The 23,175-nt window shown below is 33.3% G+C and carries 22 protein-coding genes; 7 read left to right on the top strand and 15 right to left on the bottom strand.

Annotation, left to right across the window (positions count from 1 at the left end; all coding sequences use genetic code 11):
* Positions 1–10: 10 nt before the first annotated feature.
* The 7 genes from arsB to pyrE form a co-directional block, all read right to left on the bottom strand.
* Positions 11–1,081 carry an ACR3 family arsenite efflux transporter gene (gene arsB, locus BIW12_RS00895; protein ID WP_071183383.1) on the bottom strand — a complete coding sequence of 357 codons (1,071 nt, stop codon included), beginning with the start codon at positions 1,079–1,081 and terminating at the stop codon, positions 11–13.
* A 2-nt stretch (positions 1,082–1,083) separates the two neighbouring features.
* Positions 1,084–1,716, bottom strand: coding sequence for an arsenate-mycothiol transferase ArsC (locus BIW12_RS00890; RefSeq protein WP_071183382.1), 633 nt, complete (start codon positions 1,714–1,716; stop codon positions 1,084–1,086).
* Positions 1,717–1,834: 118 nt separating this feature from the next.
* Positions 1,835–2,308 carry a DUF6428 family protein gene (locus BIW12_RS00885; RefSeq protein WP_071183381.1) on the bottom strand — a complete coding sequence of 158 codons (474 nt, stop codon included), beginning with the start codon at positions 2,306–2,308 and terminating at the stop codon, positions 1,835–1,837.
* An 18-nt stretch (positions 2,309–2,326) separates the two neighbouring features.
* On the bottom strand, positions 2,327–2,659 hold the full coding sequence (locus BIW12_RS00880; RefSeq protein ID WP_071183380.1) for an ArsR/SmtB family transcription factor: 333 nt from the start codon (positions 2,657–2,659) through the stop codon (positions 2,327–2,329).
* A gap of 120 nt (positions 2,660–2,779) precedes the next feature.
* The gene (locus BIW12_RS00875; RefSeq protein WP_071183379.1) at positions 2,780–3,034 is read right to left on the bottom strand and encodes a heavy-metal-associated domain-containing protein; all 255 of its coding nucleotides are present in this window, start codon (positions 3,032–3,034) and stop codon (positions 2,780–2,782) included.
* A 266-nt stretch (positions 3,035–3,300) separates the two neighbouring features.
* On the bottom strand, positions 3,301–3,693 hold the full coding sequence (locus BIW12_RS00870) for an SRPBCC family protein (protein ID WP_071183378.1): 393 nt from the start codon (positions 3,691–3,693) through the stop codon (positions 3,301–3,303).
* A 10-nt stretch (positions 3,694–3,703) separates the two neighbouring features.
* On the bottom strand, positions 3,704–4,357 hold the full coding sequence (pyrE, locus tag BIW12_RS00865; protein WP_071183377.1) for an orotate phosphoribosyltransferase: 654 nt from the start codon (positions 4,355–4,357) through the stop codon (positions 3,704–3,706).
* Positions 4,358–4,364: 7 nt separating this feature from the next.
* Between pyrE and BIW12_RS00860 the strand changes: the two genes are divergently transcribed.
* Complete coding sequence (locus BIW12_RS00860; protein ID WP_071183376.1) at positions 4,365–4,970, top strand: NUDIX hydrolase; 606 nt, start codon at positions 4,365–4,367, stop codon at positions 4,968–4,970.
* A 138-nt stretch (positions 4,971–5,108) separates the two neighbouring features.
* Here the strand turns inward: BIW12_RS00860 and BIW12_RS00855 are convergent, their stop codons facing one another.
* On the bottom strand, positions 5,109–6,311 hold the full coding sequence (locus BIW12_RS00855) for an IS256 family transposase (RefSeq protein ID WP_071183375.1): 1,203 nt from the start codon (positions 6,309–6,311) through the stop codon (positions 5,109–5,111).
* A 194-nt stretch (positions 6,312–6,505) separates the two neighbouring features.
* Here BIW12_RS00855 and BIW12_RS00850 point away from each other — a divergent pair, with 194 nt between their 5' ends.
* A complete protein-coding gene (locus tag BIW12_RS00850; RefSeq protein WP_071183374.1) occupies positions 6,506–7,855 on the top strand; it encodes a DEAD/DEAH box helicase in 1,350 nt (449 codons plus the stop codon).
* A gap of 143 nt (positions 7,856–7,998) precedes the next feature.
* Here the strand turns inward: BIW12_RS00850 and BIW12_RS00845 are convergent, their stop codons facing one another.
* The 5 genes from BIW12_RS00845 to BIW12_RS00825 form a co-directional block, all read right to left on the bottom strand.
* The gene (locus tag BIW12_RS00845; RefSeq protein WP_071183373.1) at positions 7,999–8,577 is read right to left on the bottom strand and encodes a PhnA domain-containing protein; all 579 of its coding nucleotides are present in this window, start codon (positions 8,575–8,577) and stop codon (positions 7,999–8,001) included.
* A 123-nt stretch (positions 8,578–8,700) separates the two neighbouring features.
* Positions 8,701–9,051: a hypothetical protein gene (locus BIW12_RS00840; protein WP_071183372.1), complete on the bottom strand. Its 351-nt coding sequence runs from the start codon at positions 9,049–9,051 to the stop codon at positions 8,701–8,703.
* Between the two features lie 188 nt (positions 9,052–9,239).
* Positions 9,240–10,517: an alginate export family protein gene (locus BIW12_RS00835; protein WP_071183371.1), complete on the bottom strand. Its 1,278-nt coding sequence runs from the start codon at positions 10,515–10,517 to the stop codon at positions 9,240–9,242.
* Between the two features lie 490 nt (positions 10,518–11,007).
* Positions 11,008–11,430 (bottom strand): DoxX family protein, encoded by a 423-nt coding sequence (locus BIW12_RS00830; RefSeq protein ID WP_071183370.1) that lies wholly within the window; start codon positions 11,428–11,430, stop codon positions 11,008–11,010.
* Positions 11,431–11,610: 180 nt separating this feature from the next.
* Positions 11,611–13,179, bottom strand: coding sequence for a S41 family peptidase (locus BIW12_RS00825; RefSeq protein ID WP_071183369.1), 1,569 nt, complete (start codon positions 13,177–13,179; stop codon positions 11,611–11,613).
* A gap of 357 nt (positions 13,180–13,536) precedes the next feature.
* Here BIW12_RS00825 and BIW12_RS00820 point away from each other — a divergent pair, with 357 nt between their 5' ends.
* Positions 13,537–13,818: a hypothetical protein gene (locus tag BIW12_RS00820; RefSeq protein WP_071183368.1), complete on the top strand. Its 282-nt coding sequence runs from the start codon at positions 13,537–13,539 to the stop codon at positions 13,816–13,818.
* Positions 13,819–13,958: 140 nt separating this feature from the next.
* Here BIW12_RS00820 and BIW12_RS00815 read toward each other — a convergent pair whose 3' ends face one another.
* Positions 13,959–14,849: a DUF4349 domain-containing protein gene (locus BIW12_RS00815; RefSeq protein ID WP_071183367.1), complete on the bottom strand. Its 891-nt coding sequence runs from the start codon at positions 14,847–14,849 to the stop codon at positions 13,959–13,961.
* A gap of 289 nt (positions 14,850–15,138) precedes the next feature.
* Between BIW12_RS00815 and BIW12_RS00810 the strand changes: the two genes are divergently transcribed.
* From BIW12_RS00810 to BIW12_RS00800, 3 genes are read left to right on the top strand one after another with little or no spacing between them, the layout of a single operon-like run.
* Positions 15,139–16,332 (top strand): anthranilate synthase component I family protein, encoded by a 1,194-nt coding sequence (locus BIW12_RS00810; RefSeq protein WP_394332091.1) that lies wholly within the window; start codon positions 15,139–15,141, stop codon positions 16,330–16,332.
* 5 nt (positions 16,333–16,337) lie between these two features.
* Positions 16,338–17,648 carry a tRNA lysidine(34) synthetase TilS gene (gene tilS, locus BIW12_RS00805; protein ID WP_071183365.1) on the top strand — a complete coding sequence of 437 codons (1,311 nt, stop codon included), beginning with the start codon at positions 16,338–16,340 and terminating at the stop codon, positions 17,646–17,648.
* Positions 17,648–19,693 (top strand): protein-disulfide reductase DsbD family protein, encoded by a 2,046-nt coding sequence (locus BIW12_RS00800; RefSeq protein WP_071183364.1) that lies wholly within the window; start codon positions 17,648–17,650, stop codon positions 19,691–19,693. The genes tilS and BIW12_RS00800 overlap by 1 nt, the downstream gene beginning before the upstream one ends.
* 127 nt (positions 19,694–19,820) lie before the next feature.
* Here the strand turns inward: BIW12_RS00800 and BIW12_RS00795 are convergent, their stop codons facing one another.
* Positions 19,821–21,356 carry a YifB family Mg chelatase-like AAA ATPase gene (locus BIW12_RS00795; RefSeq protein WP_071183363.1) on the bottom strand — a complete coding sequence of 512 codons (1,536 nt, stop codon included), beginning with the start codon at positions 21,354–21,356 and terminating at the stop codon, positions 19,821–19,823.
* A 470-nt stretch (positions 21,357–21,826) separates the two neighbouring features.
* On the opposite strand from BIW12_RS00795, the gene BIW12_RS00790 reads away from it, so the two are divergent.
* The gene (locus tag BIW12_RS00790) at positions 21,827–23,131 is read left to right on the top strand and encodes an ammonium transporter (RefSeq protein WP_071186042.1); all 1,305 of its coding nucleotides are present in this window, start codon (positions 21,827–21,829) and stop codon (positions 23,129–23,131) included.
* The last annotated feature ends 44 nt before the right edge of the window (positions 23,132–23,175 follow it).

Below are 23,175 nucleotides of genomic sequence, written 5' to 3'. Positions count from 1 at the left end.
TTAAGTAGGATTACTTAAGTGATGTGAAATATTTCTTTTGGAACCAAAAAGCAACATTGACTAATGCTATTAAAGCGGGAACTTCTACCAATGGACCAATTACACCTGCAAAAGCCTGACCGCTGTTGATGCCAAAAACGCCAATAGCAACAGCAATGGCCAGTTCGAAGTTGTTTCCTGTAGCTGTAAAAGCAATTGCGGTACTTTTAGAATAGTCGGCGCCAAAATATTTCCCGGTAAAGAAACTCACTATGAACATTATTGTAAAATAGATGACCAAAGGAATTGCAATGCGTATCACGTCCATCGGGATTTGAACAATCATTTCTCCTTTTAAACTAAACATAAGTATGATAGTAAAAAGTAATGCAATTAGTGTAATTGGCGAAATAACAGGAATGTATTTGTTTTGAAACCATTCTTCTCCTTTTAGGTAAATTAAAGTATATCTGCTCATTATTCCCAGAGCAAAGGGAATTCCGAGATAAACACCTACACTTTCGGCTATTTGGCCGATGCTAATGTTTACTTCAAATCCGTTGTAACCAAAATAGGGAGGAAGTATGGTAATAAAAATATAGGCATACACACTATAAAGCAATACCTGAAAAATACTGTTTAAGGCAATAAGTCCGGCAGCATATTCTCTGTTTCCATTAGCAAGATCGTTCCAAACAACAACCATGGCGATACATCTTGCCAGACCGATTAAGATAACCCCAATCATGTATTCGGGATAGCCGTTTAGAAAAATAAGTGCCAGAAAAAACATTAAGATGGGACCAATGATCCAGTTTAAAATTAGTGAAGCACTTAAAACTTTGACGTTTTTGAATACTTCGCCCATTTGTTCATACTTTACTTTGGCTAATGGCGGATACATCATTAAAATTAATCCAATAGCTAGTGGAATATTGGTAGTTCCGCTTGAAAATGAATTAATAAAGTTCATGCTGGACGGGATGAAATTTCCAATAGCAACTCCTAAAGCCATTGCTAAGAATATCCAAAGTGTTAAATAACTGTCCAGAAAACTTAATTTTTTTCGGGCTACAGCCGGTGTGCAATTATTTGCTGACATAGTTATTTTTTTATTTGTGAAAAAACATAAAACATTTCGGCTCCAATTTGGTTACTTCTTTCTTCGTATTTTTCAGCTTGTTGTGGAGTGTTGTCAAAAGCTTTAGGGTCTTCAAAAGTAATTGGTATGCGTTTTTCGGCTCCTGGAATAAATGGGCAGCCTTGGTCGGCACTTGAGCAGGTTAATATGGCTGCAAATTCAGACTGAGGGTTGAATTCGTTATCAAAGGTTTTGGAGAATCCAATGATTGGATGTGCGTTTTCGTTATATTTTATGGCGTAAACAGGATTGTTGCCTTCGGCAATGGTTTTGATTTGAAATCCTTGTTTTGCTAATGTTTGAGCTGCTATTGGGAATAAGGCTGTTGCTTCTGTTCCTCCTGAATAGCAAAATACATTTTTGATGTCATAATATGCGGCTGCGGTTTGAGACCATACTTGTGATAAATGACTTCTTCGGGAATTATGGGTACAAATCAGATTGAGTCTTATTTCCTGTTGGTTGTTTACTTTGTTTTGAATAAAATCAATTAAGGGTTGTAGAGTGGTTTTGCGCTCTTCGGATATATTTTGTAAATTAAAATGGTTAATTGTTTTTTCGATTTCCGGAAATAAGTTAATTTGAATTGATGTCATTTTTTATATTTTTTTAATTTTTATGAGTATTTGGTAGAAGTGTAGCTTTTTTATAATAGATATAACGGATTTTATCAAATTTTGAAGAAATCCGTTATATCTAAGGTGATTTTTGTTGTTAACAACAGCTTCCTCTAGGAGTACAACAGCTTGATTCGGTATTGATTTGAGATAATTTTATTTTTTGTTTTTCAGGAGGTATTCCGCATTGATCTTGTGCCAGGCAAGCGGTTTGTTTATGCAAAAGCATAAAATCTTTTCCATTAAAACCTAAATCGTATTTACCGATGGTTTCTTCGGTTTGGTATTCTACTTCTATTTCGAAATCCCCAATGCCTAATACTTTTTCGGATAGCGTAATGATATCCAATAATTTTTTAGGTTTTAAGCGGTGTTCAAAATCGTTGGCGTTCCATAATTGAAAATTGATTACCGTTTCATTTCGCACAGTACCTCCGCAGTCAATAAAGTTTTTTGTGATAAGACCTACTTCAGTTACATGAAAATGTTCAGGAACATAAGTTCCGTTTGGTAGTATAAACGCAACGGTTTGTGCTGTGTTTAATTGATTTTTGATTTCTGATAGTTTCATGATTTTGTAATTTTAAAATTAGCAACATTGATTTTTTTTGTTTTCTAAATAGGTGTTGACATGATTAAAAAAGAGTTTTATTTTTTCGAATCCGTTTTCGTCAAGGCAATAGCAAATGGTGTTACCTTCAAAATTACCTTTTATGAGTCCGGCATTTTTAAGTTCCTTGAGGTGTTGCGAAATGGTAGGCTGTGAGAGTGGTAACTCATTTACAATATCGCCACAAATGCAGCTGTCAACTTTTATAAGATATTCTATAATAGCAATTCGTGCCGGATGACCGATGGCTTTTGCTAGCATTGCAAGTTCGTTTTGTTGAATGGTAAAATGTTCTGTTTTAGTTGCTCCCATTGTTATATATTTATATTGCAATATTACGATATTGTTTTTGTTTTTTGGATAAAATAACGTTAAAAAAAAACTCCTCTTAGAAATTAATTTCTAAGAGGAGTTTTTGTGAGGTTTTAAAGCCTAGATTAGTTCTTTTGGAATTGCGTGAAAGCCAATAGATTTTACCATTGTTTCAATATCTTCAACACGAATTACTTTGTTTGTAAATACGGTAAATTCTTTTGGGAAAATAGAGTTGTTGATACTGACTTTTGTAATGCCATCGACTTTTAAGAGACTATTTTTTATTTCAATAAGTTCAGTTTCGTCATTAGCATTTGTGCCAAAAACTTTACCGTGTTCTCCCGGGATAATATTGTCTGTCAATAGGCTCATGATAGATGTGTTTAAATGAATATTGCTGTTAGTGTTTAATAGTTTTGTACATTAAATTTAAGCATTTATCTCTACAATAGCAATACTAATAGCTGTAATTCAATCACAGTATCAAGACAATGGAAGATTTATTTATTACTGATGGTTAAGTTTAAGTATCAATAGTATGATTTCATTTGATTTGTTTTGAGAAGTATTTTATAAAAAAGTAAACCCTCTTAGTTTGAAAAACTAAAAGGGTTTAAGTATTTGTTTTAAAAAATGGTTTATAACTTTGGGATATTGTTGGCAAGGGTTTCTATAAATTTCCCAATTGGACCTTTTACCATCATTGCCATCATAGGATTAAAACTACCTTCAAAATCAAGTTTTACAGTGCTTGAAGTTGCTGAAACCGAATCAATATTGGTAATCAATGTAAAAGGAACTTTATCATTTGCTGCACCAAAAATAATTTTGTTTGGAGCTGTTTTTTTGGTTACTTTTAGCTGGATTTCAGGCATTCCTTTTAGACCAAAAAGAAAAGAATCACCTCCAATAACTTCAAACTTAGCAATGTTTTCAGGCATTAATTTTTCGAAATTTTTCATATCGGTCAGTAAACTAAATAATTCCTCTGCCGATTTTTCAACCTTAACTTTTGGACTTTCTAAGTTCATAATATTGCTTTTATTTGCTTTCTACTTGTCCCCAAGTTGAAGGAGTAACGCTCCATTCTCTTAAAGTACTTTCTTCTTTTTCAGTAATATATTTTTTGGCTACAGCTAAATTCAGTAGGTTTTGGTAATTACTTAAAGTATATAAATCCAGTTTTGCGTTTTTGAAATTTTCTTCGGCAACATCAAATCCATAAGTAAAAATAGCAGCCATTCCTTTAATGTTAGCACCAGCAGCACGCAAGGCTTCAACAGCTAGTAAACTACTGTTTCCTGTACTGATTAAATCTTCTACTACAACTACATTTTGTCCTTTTTGAAGGAAACCTTCCACTTGGTTTTGGCGACCGTGTTTTTTAGGTTCCGGACGTACATAAACAAAAGGTAGTCCCATGCTTTCGGCAACCAGCATACCGATTCCGATAGCTCCGGTAGCTACTCCGGCAATAACGTCTGGTTTTCCAAATTGTTTTTCAATGTGTTTTGCAAATTCATCTCTCACATAATTTCTTATGGCTGGAAATGAAAGTATTAGACGGTTATCACAATATATAGGTGATTTCCATCCTGAAGCCCATGTAAAAGAATTTTCAGGATTCAATTTAATTGCATTTATTTGTAAAAGCAATTCGGCTGTTTTTTCGGCTGTATCTTTATTAAAAATCATAGTACAAATGTATAAAGTTTTTGTGAACGACAAACCACTTTTTTTGACAAATAAAATCTCAAAAGAAACAGATTTTAAGCTTTTTTTGTTGGAAAGTATTGATATTGAGCAGATTATTATCAAAATTTTTCAAAATAAAATTCAAAAAGCGTATCTCTATCATCCCGATGAAAAGGAGATTATGAAAACTCTAAAAGCTAAAATTCCAGTAAATAAAGCAGGTGGTGGATTAGTTTATAATAAAAAAGGGGAGGTTTTATTTATTTTTAGAAATGGGAAGTGGGATTTGCCAAAAGGCGGTGTCGAAAAAAAAGAGGAAATCGAGCAAACTGCCATGCGTGAAGTAGAAGAGGAAACAGGTGTGGGGCAATTGAAAATCACCAATAAGTTGCAAAAAACCTACCATGTTTTTAAGCGTAATGGGGTTTATAAGTTGAAAATTACGCATTGGTTCGAAATGTATTCTGACTTTGAAGGAACGCCACAAGGACAATTGGAAGAAGGAATTGAAAAAGTAGCCTGGATTCATCCAAATGATATTCCGGAAGTACTAAAAAACTCCTACGAGAACATCAAATTATTATTTGAAGAAGAAAATATTATTCGAAGTTAGAAGTTAGAAGTAGGAAGTTAGAAGTAATGAGTTAGAAAAACAGATTTTAGATTAAGAACGTAAACTTCTAATCTAAAATCTGTTTTTTTTTGACACTATCCCAAAAAGTGTGTAAGTTGAAAAGTTAAGGCTTCGTTTTTATAATCGGAGCCTTTTTTCAAATATAAGGGTAAATTGGTTTAAAACAATTCCCCAATTTTGAATAGGCATTGACCATTTTTTGGTCGCTTCTCTTAAAGCCAAAAATACCGATTTTAATACAGCATCATCTGTTGGGAACGACATTTTATTTTTAGTGTATTTTCTAATTTTTCCGTTTAAGTTCTCGATTAAATTTGTTGTATAAATGATTTTTCTAATTTCAATTGGAAAATCAAAAAATACGGTCAATTCATCCCAGTTATCTCGCCAGGATTTAATTGCATAAGAATATTTGGATTCCCATTTGTCTGCAAAATCGTTTAAAGCCAACTCTGCTGCTTGTTTTGTTGGAGCGTTATAAATATGTTTCATATCGGCAGTAAATTGTTTTCGGTCCTTCCAAACGACATATTTACAAGCATTTCTAATTTGATGAACCACGCAGATTTGTGTTTGAGATTCAGGGAAAACACTTCGGATTGTTTGAGTAAATCCATTTAAATTATCGGTAGCTGTAATAAGTATATCTTCAACGCCACGGGCTTTTAAATCAGTCAAGACACTCATCCAAAAGCTACTGCTTTCATTCTTACCAAGCCACATTCCTAAAACATCTTTTTTACCATCTCTGTTAAGCCCTACAGCTAAATAAATAGTTTTATTGATAACTTTCGAACCTTCTCTAACCTTAAAAACAATACCATCCATCCAAACAATTAAATAAAGCTCTTCTAGTGGCCTGTTTTGCCAAGTAACTACTTCATTTGTAATTGTGTTGGTAATACGTGATATAGTCGAAGAAGACACTTCAAAATTATATACCTCCTTGATCTGTTCTTCAATATCACTAACACTCATGCCTTTAGCATAAAGTGAGATGATGACATTTTCAATACCTTGGGCTATATTTTCTCTTTTAGGAACAAGCAGGGGATTAAAGGAAGAATCTCTGTCACGAGGAACTTTGATTTCTTGTTGACCAAAAGAGGTCTTTATTTTTTTAGTTCCGTGTCCGTTGCGATAATTACCCTTAGTGGTTTTATCGTGTTTTTCATTGTCTAAATGAGCATCAAGTTCGGCTTCGAGCATATGTTCAACAGCTCGTTTGTGCATCGTTTGAAAGAATGAGGTTAAATCTTCTGCATTCTTGAAGGATTTATAGAAATCCTTGTTGTTTAATAAGTCGTCTTTGTCAATCATAATTATGTAAGGTTAAAAATAACAAAAAGTTATTTCCGAAAAATATTTTTGAGCTTTTTAAAGGAGCTCAAATATTTTTCAGAATAACTTTTCAACTTACACAGTTAGTGAGACACTACCTTTTTTTTGTAGTGTTTCACTTCCCACTTCTAACTTCTGACTTCCCACTTCTTTTTTTTAAGTACCTTTGCGGCATGAATAAGAAACACCATTCCAATAATATACTATTAAATTTAGGTATCGACAGCCTAAATGAAATGCAGGAAGCAGCTCAGGAAATCATCCTGAATGAAAACAATGTTTTGTTGCTTTCACCCACAGGTTCCGGAAAAACTCTGGCTTTTTTACTGCCAGTTTTAGAAATGTTGCAACCTGAAATCCTTTCGGTACAATGTTTAATTTTAGTTCCATCGCGCGAATTAGGTTTACAAATTGAGCAGGTTTGGAAAAAAATGGGTACGGCATATAAGGTAAATGTTTGCTATGGCGGACATTCAATCGATACTGAAATTAAAAATTTAAGCAATCCGCCAGCTGTTTTAATAGGAACACCGGGTAGAATTGCCGATCATATTGAGCGAGGAAGTTTTAGATTGGATAAAATCCAGACTTTAATTTTGGACGAATTTGATAAGTCTTTGCAATTGGGTTTCCATGAGCAAATGTCTTTTATCATTGGAAAATTGGCTAAAGTCAACAAACGCGTTTTGGTTTCGGCAACTTCTGATATTGAGATTCCAAAATTTACCAGAGTGGTAAATCCGGCGGTTTTAGATTTTATACCGGAAACTGAAGAAGAATCAAATCTTTCTACGAAATTGGTTATTTCTAAGGAAAAAGATAAGCTGAATTCCCTGTTCCAGTTGATTTGTTCATTAAAATCTGAATCGGCGATTATTTTTTGTAATCACCGTGATGCTGCTGAACGAATTAGTGATACTTTGAACGAAAAAGGAATTTATTCTACCTATTATCATGGAGGAATGGATCAGGAAGAACGTGAACGCGCTTTGATTCAGTTTAGAAATGGTAGTGTCAGTTATTTGGTTACTACTGATTTAGCTGCCCGCGGACTGGATATTCCCGAAATGAATCACGTAATTCATTATCATTTGCCATTAAAAGAAGATGAATTTACCCACAGAAACGGACGTACAGCGCGTATGACTGCTACTGGAACGGCTTATATTATTGCACATGAATCCGAGAAAAAAATGGATTATGTGGATTATGAAAATACCGAAGTTTTTTCGGTAGAAAACGGAAAATCTTTGCCTAAACCGCCACAATTTCAAACCATTTATATTAGTGGTGGGAAAAAAAATAAGCTGAATAAAATTGATATTGTAGGTTTCTTTTCCCAAAAAGGAAAACTGGAAAAAGGCGATTTAGGATTGATAGAAGTGAAGGATTTTATTTCGTTTGCAGCTGTAAAATACTCTAAAGTAAAAGATTTGCTTCATCATATTAAGGACGAAAAAATGAAAGGCAAGAAATATAAAATTCAGGTTGCCCGAAATGTAATTAAGAAAGTAGAAGAGTAGTTCTTAGTTAGCAGAAGGCAGATTTCAGAATGCAGTTGGCAGACCGCAAAACAAGAAAGCAGATTTCAAATTAGAATTTTAATATTCTTAATCTGAAATCTACTTTTTTTACAAATTGCGTTCTGTATTCTGCCGACTGCTTTCTAGATTTTCTTCACGTACTGAGTGATAATTACAATTTGTTGACCATCCACTTTTCCTTCAATGTATTCGGCATTTTCATGGTCTAAACGGATGTTTCTTACCGCAGTCCCTTGTTTGGCTACCATACTAGAACCTTTTACTTTTAAGTCTTTTATCAAAACTACTGAATCTCCGTGTTCTAAAATTACACCGTTACTGTCTCTGTGGATGATTTTATTTTCGTCGTCTTCTCCTTCTCCGGTTGCTTTTGCCCATTCTAAAACATCTTCGTCAAGATACATCATGTCCAGTAATTCCTGTGGCCAACCCGCAGCACGCAAACGACTCAACATTCTCCAGGCTACAACTTGTACAGGAGTGTGTTCACTCCACATACTGTCGTTTAAGCATCTCCAGTGGTTTAAATCTTCGTTACCAGGATTTTCAATTTGGTCAACACAAGTAGCGCATGCCTGGACGGCTTCGTCAATTCCGCCTTTTTTTGTAGGAAGTACTTCGTACACTTTTAGGTTTTCGGTAGCTCCGCAAAGTTCACATTTTCCTCCGCTGCGTTTATTTAATTCTCTATCTATGCTCATTGTTTATTTTTTTTGGCGAAAGTACACTTATTGAGTGCTTTCTGCAAGTTTTGTTTTCAGTAACGAGTCCTTAGTTCTTAGTAATTAGTCCCTAGTTCTTAGTTTCAACTTCGGACTTTTAACTTAGTTTGTAATTTCGTTAATTCTAAAACAACGTTCTTTGCCTAAATACAGTGGATTGCCATGTTTTTCAGACCAAAAGCCATCTAAGAGATCTTTGGATAAACAACGATAGACTGCAACACCTTTATAAATATTGAAATCCTCTCCTTCGTAATTGAAATTGATTACAAGAATATTATCTCTAAAAAAACCGGTTCCTGTTTGGAGTTGACTATTATTAATGAGCCATTTGGCTATGATTCTTTTGTTAATGTCTAAACTTAAAGAAAGTGTTCCTTTGTAATTGTTTTCTTCGGCATCCTGATTGCTTCCTATAATTTGAAAGTTACCTGCCAGATCTTCGATGTTCATTGTTGTTTTACTTTTTTGTAGAATTCCTGCAAGAATACTATTTTCTGAGTAAAGAGCATAAAAAAAATCGAAGTTTTCAGGCTTCGATTTTTGTTGTAATAATAATAGGATTATGATTATGGGGCTTCTTTTTATAGAAATTGTAATACTCTATTTTATTTGAAATTTTATAAAGCTAATTACTTTAATTATTTTTTGCTGGAGAATATTTGTGGGTTGATGTTCACCATTAAATAAGCCCAGTTGTTAGTGGTGTCGTTCAAGCCACCTTTTAAGGCTACCATAGAATCAGAACCAAACATTTGAGAATATCCTGCAATAAGTGTAATGTCTTTACTTGCTTTGTAAACTGCTGTTACATCAACCTCAGTTCCCAGGTATTTATCATCAGTTGCATTCAATTCATTTGCAGTATAAAATAAATGAGGAGCAACAGACAAGTTCACTTTTTTGATGGGGAAGTCTAATTTTAAAGTAAGATCTTGTAAACCTACTGAGTTAGCGTGGTTTCCTACGTAGAAATAATCCATAAAACCATTAAAAGCGTGGTTTGTACCAAAAACAGGATTGAATGATTTAACCATTGTAGGAGAGGTACCTAGGTCTTTTCCTGATAAGAACTCATATCCTAAAGTAGCTTTGAATTTAGGCGAAAAAGCATATCCTAAATTAGCTGCTGTTTGCCAAGCCGAAACTTTGTTTGTTTCAATTTTTCCGGTTTGTCCGTAGAAACTAAAGTCAAGACTTAATTTTTTACCAGCATAATTAGCATAAGTACCAAATGTTTGGTAGTAATTTGTTTCTGCTTCTGTTAGCGTTTTCATGTATTCTCTTCCTATATTCAAGGCTAAAAAGCTTACTCCTAATTTTTTGATAGAAGTGTGGTACCAGGCATATTGAAAATCTTTAAAATCTAAATCACTTCCAAATGAAACTGAAGTAGGGAAGCTTGGAGTCGTTTTAGTTTCGTCTTTTGCATTTAATGCAAATCCTAAATCCAATTGGCTTTTAGCTCCTTTATATTTGAATAAAGCTGCATCAAAGCTACGTCCCTGATTTGCCCAATCTAATCCTCCAAAGATTCTTTGGTTATCATAAGATATTACTTGACGACCTACTTTAGTACTCCATTTATCAGTAAAACTGTATTGTGCCCATCCTTCAAACAGCACAAAACTGTTCGTTGCATTTGAAACACCTCCTGTAAGATGGTTTACAGCACCCCAGGTACGTACATTTTGTAAAGCCAATTTTACAGCTAATTTTTCATCTTTGTAATTTAAGTTTAATCTTGCACGATTTCCAACAAATGAAGTATGTTCAGTAGTAGGGGTTAATAATGTTCCAAAACCGTTTGTGTATTCATATCGGGGTCTGATTTGAATATCAGAACTGAACTCCTGAGCCATTGCCCCGGTACCTACTAATCCAATTATTGATAAAGAAAGTGTTTTAAGTAATTTCATAATCGTTGATTTTAAAGTTTTATATTAAATTGTTTTACATTGCAAATATACTTACGTAATTCTACTTACGCTTAACGTCTTGCGCAGTAAAAACCAGCTTTTTAAACCGACTTTGTTTATGTTTTAAAACAATAAAAAACAGGTGTAAAAACATAAAATTGAATTAATGTATTGTTTTTTATGTTTTTAAAAACACGCATACGTACTAAGTAAAATTTTACATTGTTAAAAATGTTTAAATTATACGTAGAAAAGGGATGAATTAAGGTATATAAAAGTTATCATTAAAAACTGTTCTCGATAGCTGCCTGTGGCATCAGGTATTTTTTATTTCTTCCGAAGCTTCATGATTAAGCAAAAACATTCAAACTAACGTTTTTAATAATTTCACCCAACGGCTTATAGAACAACAAAAAAAAGCCCGATAAAATCGGGCTTTAAGTAGTATAAAGATTTGCTGTATTGTGCAAATCAGTTTTATAATTGAATTTTATTGATACATTTTAAAATAATAATCGGCTGAGTTTTTCCCGCTTCCATACACTAAGAAAAACAAACAAACCATCAAAGTACCTAAGGCAAGAAATAAACTCTCAGATTGCATTTGCCCCATAAAATTTACTAAAACAGCACCTATTAAAATAGGTAATTGTGCTATGATAGCCCAACGGGTCAGTAACCCAAAAGCAATCATTATTCCTCCAATCATGTGGGCAGGAGTAATGTAGTGAACCATAAACATTCCCCCTCCAATTTTGTCAATAGGAGAAATCAAATCGACTAAATATTGAATATTAGTGATAAAATGGACTCCTTTTACGAATAAAAACACTCCAAGTGCAATTCGTACTAAATCTAAGCTGAAATAAGTGTGCGCATTGGCCCATTTATTTAATTCTTTTACGTTGTTCATATTGCTGTATGTTTAAAATTGGTTCTACTAAGTTAATGATTTTTAAAGAAATAGCGATGTTTGCTTGCGTTAAAAATCAATTGCAATTACAAAAATAAGTAGTAATGATAATTTCAAAAATCAATTATACTAGTCTAAACTACAGACAATTCAAATTCCATTTTGGTTATTGAAAAAAAATTATTGTTGTTTTTGGTTTAAAATCCAGTTCAGTTCAGGATCTTTTCCCTGAATTTGGTCTTCTAATGAAGGAATTATAGGTACATCAGGGTAAATACCATGTCCAAAGATTTCAGTTTGATAATAGGGAGCTATGTTCATTATTCCAATTCTAACTTTTAGTTTTGAATGCGGTAATGTTACAATTGGCATAAATCCGGCTACTGTACCGTTATAATCGCCACCCGTTTCTTCACCTAGAAATGTGGCTCTTTCACTGCCTTTTAAATTGGAAGATAAAATACTTGAAGCCGAAAAACTAGCTCCGTTTATCAATACATAAATTTTTCCTTTAAAGGCTTTTTTATCGATTTTTTGAGGTTGGGTTTCGGAGGAAATATAATTCTTGCCGTCTTTGTCTTTATGAACAGAAAACAGCAAATAACCGTAAACAAATGGCGAGAAAATGGCTTTTACAGCTTTTACAGGAAAAGAACCTTTGTTGAAATAAGCACCTTCAAACATACTGGCTCTGGAAACGACTTCTGATTTTTTTAAGAATACAAAAGTAGAGTCTGAGAGGTAGCTATAAAGATTAATGATTTCGCTTAATCGACCGCCACCGTTGTTTCTTAAATCGATAACTAGGGTTTGCGTATTTTGTTTTTGTATTTCGCTAAAACTTTCTTTGTAAAATTTTCTGAAATTCCCTTTTTTGAAGCCTTTAATTTTTAGAATAGCTACGCTACTGTCTTTTTGAAAAAAATCAAGTGTTCTAATAAAAGTATTGCTTAGTTTATCGTATCCGTTAATTCGTTTTTTTCTTCTCAAAGCCTGTTTTTTCTCTCTGCTGATTGCAGGAGTTTTAACAGCAGTTTTTTGAGTTAGTTTTTGAACTTTTTTTTCAATACTATCGAGTTTAAATCTTTTAATGGTAAAGGATTGAATACTATCATTTAATTTAAAAACGTATTTCAGACTGTCTTTTATTCCGTATTCGGTGGTAAAAGCCGAAATAAATCGTTTGGCGGCAATTTGTTTTTTATAAGTTGTATTAAAACCATCCGAACTGTAAAACTGATTGTATTCCTCAATAAGTTCTTTTGGTTTTATGCCGTTGACCGAAAAGACTTCAGTTCCCGCTGTTATTGATTTGTTGTACGATTTGTTTTTGATAACATATAATTTATTATTGTAAAAAGAAAAATCAAATTGTGAAAAGGGACCAATTCCTTTTTTTTGAATTGCTTTGGTTTCTTTTTTCGAAAATGCTTTTTCGGGAGCTAATACATAACTATGACCTTGTTTTATGTAAGCAACTACAGGACTGATTTTTTTATAAAACTCAAGTGGAGTCATTGCTTTATCAATAGTAGATTTCAAACTGTCAAAATGATGATTCAAACGTTCTTTACTGATGTAATAATCCAGTTTAGGATGGAGTTTTTGAATTTTTTTTTGAGCAAAATCAACGTCTTTTTTAAGTTGGTTTACTCCGATTTGTTGTTGCAAATGAGTATTGTTCTTTTTTATGCTGCTGCATTGCACAAAGAAAAATATAATAAAAAGGAGTGCGAATATTTTCTTCATTGTTTAGAAAAATCAATAGTTGAAACAAAGAGAACTCAATTGATAATTGGTAATCAGCTACTTTGAATTAATATTAGAAAGTTTCAAAAGTAGGTTTTTTAGTTAATGAAAGAAAGTTAATTCTAAATTTTCAAGATTTAGGATTTGTTGTAATAAATGTTCCTTTTACTCTAAAGGCAAGAGAAATAAGTTGTTACATTATTTTTTATTGGATAGTGAAAAAATTAATAAAAAATTGGCATTTAAAGTAAAGATTAGGTTTTATTTTTAAGTAATGATTATTGTTGTAGCAAATAGTTTTAAAGCATTTTGTTTTACTCAATAATTAGGCTTAGTAATTAATTAAATTTTAAGATTATGACAGAAGAATTTGCAATCATTGAGAAAGAAGATATAGCTTCTCTTAAGTTTCCAACAACCGATGTTCTTGACGATGATAATGAAATAAAAACAAGAATAAGCGATATTAATCGGGCTTTGTCTCTGGGCAATTTAGAACATTCAAAAATTAAAATCTTTTTTGAGGACAACGAATCCAAAAAGATAGTAGATACTACTGTTTGGGCGGTTACGGACAAAAATGTTATTTTAAAACAAGGAGTAATGATTCCTATTCACAGGATATACAAGTTGTTTTAGTTGTTTAGAATTGATGATTCCTTTGGTATTTTGGGATAAAAAACGGCGCAGGTCTCTATAGAGTTTGCGCCGTTTTTTATGCTTGTTTGATTGGTTATTTTGTAATTCAATTTTTTTGTCTTGCAATCACCGTTTTTACATTACTCTTTCATAAAGTATTTTTTATAAGTAAAGTATCCTCCAAAACCTATCAATAACAACCACCAAATTTGAAACAGAAATACAATAATATCAAGCAAAACATTCCATCCCGTTTTTAGTGAATCGAGTAGGCGAATTCCAATATTAGGTTTGTAATAGTTGTAATCTTTGGTATTGGCAACCATTTCCTGTTTTACCGATTCGCGTTGGTATATTTGAATCGATAAGGTGCTGAAATTAATTTGATCCTGTATCGAAAGGTTTTCCAGTTTAGCAGCATCTTTTTGTTCTTTTTGGTTTGCCAAATTATTTTCGGCTTCCATAACATCATTGATTTTTTTGCCTTTGCTGTCAATGGCTTTTTCAACTCTTTTTTCTTTAGCAGTACTTCGCTGTTGAGCGAGTTGGTTTGAAAGCATTTTTAGAGAAACATCATCTGCTTTAATAATGCGATAATCCAGAAAATCAATTTGCTTAGCAATGCACTTGATTACTGTATCCAGACGTTTGTTAGGTACTCTGATAGTGATGTTGTTTTCCACATTATAGCGGGTGGTTTCAAGGGTACTGTCCTGGCTTATTTTAGTTTCAAATTCATCAATAATGTTACTTTGTAAGTTGGTATAGGTTACAAAGCCATCAAATTTATTGATAATGTTTTCAATTGCGTAAGTAGTTTGAGGAACATTTTTTACTCTGAATTTTAAGTCGGCAGTACGCACAAATTTTCGGGTACTGTCTTTTTTTTCTACTGCGGCAGAAGAAGAAATTGCTGCTTCTGGAGTAACATGGTTTGTTGAGAGTTCTTCTGGTGCTTCAGCTTTTTTGCAGCTAATCAATAATGTCGTAAAAGTGAATAATAGCAAGCTACTTTTTACAATTTGGTTCATAGATTTATACTTTTAAAGTGGATGTTTTTTTGATTGGTTTTTCTTGAAATTTTTGTACTGAATTTCATATCAAATATAAGGTTTTTGAGTAAGAAAAATCTTTTTTAATATTTGTTTAACTAAGCAAAAGTTTTGTGTAATTTCTTCCGGAGAAACTATTTTTTTTTATTGTAATTTTACTTTTTAAAATTTTGCTTTGAGAACATCCTTTTTACAAGACATAACGCATCTCGTCGATATAAAAAAACAGCTTTTATTGTGGTCACAACAGTTTAGGGAAGTGACTTTTATGGATAGCAACCAGTATCAGCAAGACTATTCCAGCTACGATTGGATTCTGGCTGTTGATGCTTTTACTTCGATCAAAACAGACTATTTTAATGCTTTTGAAGATTTAAAGCAGTACCAACAAACCAGCAAAGATTGGTTATTTGGTTATTTGTCTTATGATTTAAAAAATGATACAGAGAACTTAGTTTCGAAAAATTTTGATGGATTAGAATTTCCTGATTTGTTTTTCTTTCAGCCCCAAAAACTATTTTTAGCCAAAGGAAAACAACTTGAAATTCGTTATTTGCATTTTTGTGATGATGAATTTGAATCCGATTGGGAAGAAATTAGAGGTATTGCGGTTAATTTTGAGACTTTAGAAACCAATATCACAATTCAACAACGAATTTCCGCAGAGGCATATCGCGAAAAAGTGTCTAAAATGCTGGAACACATTCATCATGGCGATTTGTATGAAGCTAATTTTTGCATGGAGTTTTATGCCGAAAATGCCCGAATTGATCCTTTGGATACTTTTTTAAAGTTGAATGAAATTTCGAAACCGCCTTTTGCCGTATTTTTTAAAAATCACAAACAATTTTTGTTATCTGCTTCGCCGGAGCGTTATTTAAAAAAAGACGGGGATTTGTTGATTTCTCAGCCGATAAAAGGAACAGCCAAACGATTTTTAGACCCAATTAAAGACGAAGAATCTAAAAATAAATTAGCGGCTGATGCTAAAGAACGTGCCGAAAATATTATGATAACCGATTTGGTTCGAAATGATTTATCTCATACGGCACAAAAAGGTTCGGTGCAAGTAACTGAATTGTGTGGTATTTACTCTTTCTTGCAAGTGCACCAAATGATTTCTACCATTACTTCAAAATTAGATGCACAATACGCTGCTGTAGATGCTTTAAGACATACTTTTCCAATGGGTAGTATGACAGGAGCACCCAAGATTTCGGTGATGAAAATTATCGAAGAACTGGAAGAAACTAAAAGAGGTTTGTACAGTGGAGCAGTGGGTTATTTTACTCCCGAAGGCAATTTTGATTTTAATGTGGTTATTCGAAGTATTTTGTACAATCAGCACAATCAGTATTTGTCTTTTTCGGTAGGAAGTGCCATTACTTCGCTTTCTGTTCCTGAGAAAGAATATGAAGAATGTTTACTCAAAGCCAAGGCCATGTTTGAAGTCTTAAAATAAATACTATGCTCGACAAACTCAAAAAACATATCAGTCAAAATTTTCCTTTTTTAGAAAAGAGCAAACTACTTATGGCTACCAGCGGGGGAATTGACAGTATGGTTATGGTTCATTTGTTTAGAGAATTACACTATTCTATTGCTTTAGCACATTGTAATTTTCAGTTAAGAGGATTAGAGAGTTTTGGTGATCAGAATTTTATTCAGGAATATGCTAATGAAAATGAAATTCCGCTTTTTTTGACTCAGTTTGATACCGAAACTTTTGCTCAAGATTACAAACTTTCAACACAAATTGCAGCCCGGGAATTGCGTTACAATTGGTTTTACGAATTGTTAGAAACCGAAAATTACGATTACATTTTAACGGCACATCATGCCGATGATACTATAGAAACTTTTTTAATCAATTTGAGTCGCGGAACCGGATTAGAAGGTTTGCTTGGAATTCCGGCTCAAAACGATAAAATTGTACGTCCGATTTTGCCTTTTACAAGAGCAGAAATTTTGGTTTATGCCAAAGAAAATAACATTCAATGGCGAGAAGACAGCAGCAATGCTTCGGATAAATATTTACGAAATAAAATCAGACATCATTTAGTTCCCTTGTTGAAAGAATTGAATCCGCAGTTTATGGAATCTTTTCAAAAAACGCAATCGCATTTAAAAGAATCTCAGGAATTAGTTGAAGATGCTGCTATTATGGTGTACCAGCAAGTAGCAAGAGAAGAAGGTGAAACCATAGTTTTTGATTTGAATCAGTTGCTAAGATTACCCAATTATAGATCCTATTTGTACCAATGGTTGCATGAATTTGGCTTTACTGCTTGGGAAGATATTTATGCTTTGGTCGAAAGTCAATCCGGGAAGCAGGTTTATGCTCCAAATTATCGTTTGTTGAAAGATAGAGAAGTATTGATGTTGAGTCCGATTCTTCAGGAAAAGGAAGTTGAGGTGTATTTTATAGAAAAAAATGTTAGAGAAGTTAATTTTCCCTTAAATCTTACTTTTTCTAGAGCAGACGACATTTCAGGAGCTTCAAATTCAATTATATTTGTTGACCAGGATAAATTGGTTTATCCATTGATTTTGAAACGATGGGAAGAAGGGGATTCTTTTCAGCCTTTTGGAATGAATGGAAAGTCTAAAAAACTGAGCAAACTTTTTAAAGACGAAAAATTATCTTTATTAGAAAAAGAAAATTGTTGGGTTTTATGGTCGGCAGATCAAATTGTCTGGGTGCTTGGTATTCGACAAGATGAACGATTTAAAATTGATAATTCTACAAAAAATATATTAAAAATAGCATTGCAATAATGAAAAAACTATTATTTCTACTTATCGCTTTTTTGGTTTTTACCAATGTCAATTCACAAATTTTAGATCCTGTAAAGTGGACAACTAAAATAGAACAAAAATCAGAAGGTGTTTTTGTATTGACTTTTAATGCGGTAATTGAGAAAGAATGGCACATGTATTCGCAGTTTACTCCCGATGGAGGGCCGCTGGCTATGGAGGTTGTTTTTAAAAATCAATCGGGAAATTTTAGTTTAATTGGCAAAGCCAAAGAAAGTAAAACCCGAACGGCTTATAACGATGTTTTTGAAGTAAACGAAACTTTTTTTGAAGGAAAAGCCCAAATTCAACAAGAAATTAAACTAACCAATCCAAAATTAAACAAGATTGAAGCGGAATTGAATTATCAGGTATGTAAAGAAGTATGTATTAATCAATCTAAGAAATTTACTTTCCAAATTCCCGCTAATAATGCAATTGTTGCTGTAACTCCGGGACAAGAAGAGAAGGTTTTGGATAAAGTAGTTCTGAATAAAAAAGCAGTTGATACTATAAAAACAGACTCGATAACTCCTGGTCTCGGCGAGAGCAATATTATTGAAAAATCTGAAAAAGAAGTTGTAGCAACAGCTCCCGAAAATACTCCAAGAAGTATTTGGTCCATTTTTATCATTGCTTTTTTATCCGGATTTGCAGCTTTATTGACACCTTGTGTATTTCCGATGATTCCTATGACGGTTAGTTTTTTTACCAAACAAAGTAAAACACGAGCCAAAGGAATTCGAAATGCTATTATTTACGGAATTTCGATTATTGTAATTTATGTGTTATTAGGAATTTTAATCACATGGATTTTTGGTGCCGATGCCTTAAATGCTTTGTCAACTAATGTTTGGTTTAATCTGTTATTTTTTGTGTTATTAGTAGTTTTTGCGGTTTCATTTTTAGGAGCTTTCGAAATTATGTTACCTAATTCCTGGGCCAATAAAGTGGATAGTCAGGCTGATAAAGGAGGAGTTATTGGAATTGTATTTATGGCATTAGCCTTGGCGGTTGTTTCTTTTTCCTGTACAGGACCTATTGTAGGAACATTGTTGGTTGAAGCTGCTTCCAATGGAGGAATTGCACCTATAATAGGAATGCTTGGTTTTTCATTGGCTTTGGCCTTGCCATTTATGTTATTTGCTATGTTTCCGGGTTGGTTGAATTCGTTACCTAAATCGGGAGGCTGGTTGAATACGGTAAAAGTATTTTTAGGATTCTTAGAATTGGCTTTGGCTTTTAAATTTTTATCGAATGCCGATTTGGTTTTGCAATTGCATATATTGGAAAGAGAAGTATTTTTAGCTATTTGGATAGCTATTTTTGGAGCTTTAGCCTTGTATTTATTTGGAAAGATAAGTTTACCGCATGATAGCCCGATTACGCACATTTCGGTTGGACGATTAGGCATGGGATTGTTGGTGTTAACTTTTACTATTTATTTAATTCCGGGACTTTGGGGAGCACCTTTGAAAATAATCAGCGCATTTCCACCACCAATGCAATACAGCGAAAGTCCAATGGGATTAAGTGTTTCGGGTGGAAATTCGGCTAAAATTGATTTGCCTGAAGGTGGAAAAATAGGTCCTCATGGGTTGCTTGTTTTTGATAATTACCAATATGGATTGGCTTACGCCAAAAAAGTAAACAAACCAATTATGCTTGATTTTACAGGGTTTGCTTGTGTGAATTGTCGAAAAATGGAAAACAATGTTTGGTCAGATGCCAAAGTTTTACCAATTTTAAAAGATAAAATTGTTCTCATATCATTATATGTAGATGATAAAAGGGATTTACCTAAAGAGCAGCAGTTTATTTCGCCAAGTACTGGTGAAGAAATAAAAACAATAGGAGAGAAGTGGACTGATTTTATGATTTCTAAATACAAAACCAATACGCAGCCTTTGTATGTATTAACCGATTTAGAAGGTAATAGTTTAAATACTGAAAATCCAACGATTAGTTATGTTGGTGTCGAAGAATATTACAATTGGTTGAAAGCTGGAATAGCTAAGTTTAAATAAAATGATTGTAGATTTTTGATTAAACGATTCTTGATTTCAGATTTTTATAGTCATTGAAAACAAATTATTTTTATAACTAACACAGAATCTGAAATCAAGAATCGTTAATCCGCATTCAAAAATCTAATTACCCCAACCACCCATCTCTATCCAAACTTCGGTATTGAATGGCTTCGGCAATGTGATTAGAAATTACATCTTCAGAGGCTTCTAAGTCGGCGATGGTGCGTGCTACTTTTAAAATTCGATCGTAGGCCCGGGCCGAAAGATTCAATCGTTCCATAGCATTTTTCAATAATGATTTTGAATCTTCGTCCAGTACACAATATTCTCTGATGTGTTTGGTACTCATTTGTGCATTGTAATGGATATTGTCCATTGTTTCAAATCGGGTAGATTGAATTTCGCGCGCTGCTGTTACTCTTTTTCGAATACTCATGCTGTTTTCGGTTTTTTGATTATCCGATAATTTTTCGAAAGGAACCGGCGTTACTTCAATATGAATGTCAATTCGGTCTAATAATGGTCCGGAGATTTTACTTAAATAACGTTGCATTTCATAAGGAGAAGCGGTTTGAGCGGCGTTTGGATCATTGAAAAATCCACTAGGACTCGGATTCATGCTGGCTACTAACATAAATGAAGAAGGATAAGTTACTGTAAATTTGGCTCTCGAAATAGTTACTTCCCTGTCTTCTAGAGGTTGGCGCATAACTTCAAGAACATCGCGTTTGAATTCGGGTAATTCATCTAAAAATAAAACGCCGTTATGTGCCATCGATATTTCTCCCGGTTGCGGATAACTGCCTCCGCCAACTAGCGCTACGTTTGAAATCGTGTGGTGCGGGCTGCGGAAAGGTCTTTGATTCATTAATCCAACTTCTTTGAGTTTTCCGGCTACACTATGAATTTTAGTGGTTTCCAGTGCTTCGTGCAAAGTCATTGGTGGAAGAATACTTGGTAAACGCTTTGCGAGCATTGTTTTTCCTGCTCCCGGAGGGCCAATTAATATGATATTATGTCCGCCGGCAGCGGCAATTTCCATACATCTTTTAATGCTTTCTTGTCCTTTAACATCAGAAAAATCAAATTCCGGGAAATCTAAATCTTTATAGAATTCGGCTCTGGTATCGATTTTTGTGGGTTCCAAATTGCCTTTTCCTTCAAAGAAATCAATGATTTCCTGTACATTTTCAATACCATAAACATCTAGTCCTTTTACTATGGCGGCTTCTTTTACATTTTGTTTCGGGAGAAAGAAACCTTTAAAACCTTCTTCTTTTGCTTTAATAGCTATGGGTAAAGCTCCTTTTATGGGTTGTAAACTTCCATCAAGTGATAATTCGCCCATAATAATGTATTGGTCAATTTCTTCTCCTTTAATTTGTCCTGAAGCAACAAGAATACCCAGAGCAAGAGTAAGGTCGTAAGCTGAACCTTCTTTGCGTAAATCGGCTGGAGCCATATTAATGGTAATTTTTTTACCGGGTAGCATATAAGAATTGTTTTTTAATGCAGCGGCAATTCGGTAACTACTTTCTTTTATCGCATTGTCAGGTAAACCAACTAAATGGTAGCCCACTCCTTTATCTATATTTACTTCAACTGTTATAGTTGTGGCTTCTACACCAAAAACGGCACTTCCATAGACTTTTACTAGCATATAGGATATTTTTTATTAAAAATAATAAATTTTAAAATACAAGAATACTGTGGTCTTAGATTTTAATTAAAAAAAAATGTAAATGCTTATTAATGTGCTTTGTTGGTTTTATTTTGAGACTATAATTTAATTATTATTAAGAGGTTTAAATATTTGATGCAATTTGTTTCTGAAATTTCGATTTTGGCAATGTAATAATTGGTTAAACGGATTTTATTTTGCGAAAAATAAAAAACAATAAGAATTTACGCTAAAAAATATCGAGTAAAATTTAATTTTGCTGAGAAAATCTTAAAAAAGTAAGTGTCGGAATTTAACAAATCGTTATTTTTTGCATATTTTGGAGGTAGTACCCATAAAATTATGGGGTCTAAAATGAATTAATAATAAAAGTAAAAACATTTACTGTTGTTTTTTAGGGGGTATGTTAGTTGTTTTATATTTTTGGTAAAAATTTAAACCAAAACAATATGAGAAAAATTAGTTTAAGTGTGATAATGATTGCGTTATTAGTCGTTACACTATTTTCAAGTTCTATTTTAACTGGAGTTACAGTTCCTGCAGAGGCAGCAAAATTTGATACAGGAGATACAGCCTGGATGATTGTTGCAACAGCTTTAGTATTAATCATGACTCCTGGATTAGGATTTTTCTACGGAGGTATGGTAGGTAAAAAAAATGTAATCAGTACAATGCTACAAAGTTTTGTTGCTATGCTTATTGTAACAATTTTATGGGTTGTTATTGGATTCAGTTTATCTTTTGGAACTTCTATAGGAGGAGTTATTGGAGATCCATCAGAGTTTTTAATGTTTCAAAATGTAGGTGTTTCAACAGCCTGGGGAACAATTCCTTTTATGTTGTTTGCATTGTTTCAGGCTAAATTTGCTATTATTACGCCAGCTTTGATTACAGGAGCTTTTGCTGAAAGAGTTCGTTTTTGGGCGTATATGTTATTTATGGTTTTATTTGTTCTATTTATTTATACTCCATTATGTCACATGACTTGGCATTCTGATGGATATTTCTTTAAAATGGGAGTATTGGATTTTGCAGGTGGTACAGTAGTACATATGAGTGCAGGATGGGCTGCTCTTGCAGGTGCAATCTTTTTAGGAAAAAGAAAAGTACAAAAAGTGAATCCTGCTCGTATCACTTACGTATTATTAGGTACAGCTTTATTATGGTTTGGATGGTTTGGATTCAATGCAGGTTCAGCTTTAGGTTCTAATGGATTAGCAGTTCAGGCTTTAGGAACAACTACAGTTGCTGCTGCTGCTGCAGGTATGGCTTGGGTATTTTTGGATAAAATATTAGGTCATAAATTATCTGCTATGGGAGCTTGTATTGGATCTGTTGTAGGTTTAGTAGCGATAACTCCAGCGGCTGGTTTTGTTAGTATTCCTCATGCAATTTTCATTGGATTGTTTAGTAGTATTGTAAGTAATATTTTGGTGAGTAAATTCCCTAAAGGAAAAATTGATGATGCTTTAGACGTATTTGCTTGTCACGGTGTTGGAGGTATGGTAGGTATGTTGTTAACAGGAGTTTTTGCTTCTAAAGACGTTAACCCAGCTGTTGTTGACCAAGGTCTTATCTTTGGTGAATCAACATTATTCATCAACCAATTAACAGCGTTAGTAATTGTATCTGTTTTTGCATTCTGTGCTTCTTATGCTTTATTCTTTATTGTGAACAAAATTACTCCATTAAGAGTTAGTGAGGATAAAGAAGAGTTAGGATTAGACATCTCTCAACACGGAGAATTTTTGTAGTCAACTACATTGATAATTTATTGTATATAATAATAAATACAATA

The sequence above is a fragment of the Flavobacterium commune genome (genome assembly GCF_001857965.1).
GTDB lineage: Bacteria > Bacteroidota > Bacteroidia > Flavobacteriales > Flavobacteriaceae > Flavobacterium > Flavobacterium commune.
This window is presented reverse-complemented; position numbering and strand designations above follow the sequence as displayed.

Excerpts from the sequence above, each read along its gene's own strand:
- arsB (WP_071183383.1), bottom strand. The coding sequence starts at position 1,081 with ATGTCAGCAAATAATTGCACACCGGCTGTAGCCCGAAAAAAATTAAGT.
- BIW12_RS00890 (WP_071183382.1), bottom strand. The coding sequence starts at position 1,716 with ATGACATCAATTCAAATTAACTTATTTCCGGAAATCGAAAAAACAATT.
- BIW12_RS00885 (WP_071183381.1), bottom strand. The coding sequence starts at position 2,308 with ATGAAACTATCAGAAATCAAAAATCAATTAAACACAGCACAAACCGTT.
- BIW12_RS00880 (WP_071183380.1), bottom strand. The coding sequence starts at position 2,659 with ATGGGAGCAACTAAAACAGAACATTTTACCATTCAACAAAACGAACTT.
- BIW12_RS00875 (WP_071183379.1), bottom strand. The coding sequence starts at position 3,034 with ATGAGCCTATTGACAGACAATATTATCCCGGGAGAACACGGTAAAGTT.
- BIW12_RS00870 (WP_071183378.1), bottom strand. The coding sequence starts at position 3,693 with ATGAACTTAGAAAGTCCAAAAGTTAAGGTTGAAAAATCGGCAGAGGAA.
- pyrE (WP_071183377.1), bottom strand. The coding sequence starts at position 4,357 with ATGATTTTTAATAAAGATACAGCCGAAAAAACAGCCGAATTGCTTTTA.
- BIW12_RS00860 (WP_071183376.1), top strand. The coding sequence starts at position 4,365 with ATGTATAAAGTTTTTGTGAACGACAAACCACTTTTTTTGACAAATAAA.
- BIW12_RS00855 (WP_071183375.1), bottom strand. The coding sequence starts at position 6,311 with ATGATTGACAAAGACGACTTATTAAACAACAAGGATTTCTATAAATCC.
- BIW12_RS00850 (WP_071183374.1), top strand. The coding sequence starts at position 6,506 with ATGAATAAGAAACACCATTCCAATAATATACTATTAAATTTAGGTATC.
- BIW12_RS00845 (WP_071183373.1), bottom strand. The coding sequence starts at position 8,577 with ATGAGCATAGATAGAGAATTAAATAAACGCAGCGGAGGAAAATGTGAA.
- BIW12_RS00840 (WP_071183372.1), bottom strand. The coding sequence starts at position 9,051 with ATGAACATCGAAGATCTGGCAGGTAACTTTCAAATTATAGGAAGCAAT.
- BIW12_RS00835 (WP_071183371.1), bottom strand. The coding sequence starts at position 10,517 with ATGAAATTACTTAAAACACTTTCTTTATCAATAATTGGATTAGTAGGT.
- BIW12_RS00830 (WP_071183370.1), bottom strand. The coding sequence starts at position 11,430 with ATGAACAACGTAAAAGAATTAAATAAATGGGCCAATGCGCACACTTAT.
- BIW12_RS00825 (WP_071183369.1), bottom strand. The coding sequence starts at position 13,179 with ATGAAGAAAATATTCGCACTCCTTTTTATTATATTTTTCTTTGTGCAA.
- BIW12_RS00820 (WP_071183368.1), top strand. The coding sequence starts at position 13,537 with ATGACAGAAGAATTTGCAATCATTGAGAAAGAAGATATAGCTTCTCTT.
- BIW12_RS00815 (WP_071183367.1), bottom strand. The coding sequence starts at position 14,849 with ATGAACCAAATTGTAAAAAGTAGCTTGCTATTATTCACTTTTACGACA.
- BIW12_RS00810 (WP_394332091.1), top strand. The coding sequence starts at position 15,139 with ATGGATAGCAACCAGTATCAGCAAGACTATTCCAGCTACGATTGGATT.
- tilS (WP_071183365.1), top strand. The coding sequence starts at position 16,338 with ATGCTCGACAAACTCAAAAAACATATCAGTCAAAATTTTCCTTTTTTA.
- BIW12_RS00800 (WP_071183364.1), top strand. The coding sequence starts at position 17,648 with ATGAAAAAACTATTATTTCTACTTATCGCTTTTTTGGTTTTTACCAAT.
- BIW12_RS00795 (WP_071183363.1), bottom strand. The coding sequence starts at position 21,356 with ATGCTAGTAAAAGTCTATGGAAGTGCCGTTTTTGGTGTAGAAGCCACA.
- BIW12_RS00790 (WP_071186042.1), top strand. The coding sequence starts at position 21,827 with ATGAGAAAAATTAGTTTAAGTGTGATAATGATTGCGTTATTAGTCGTT.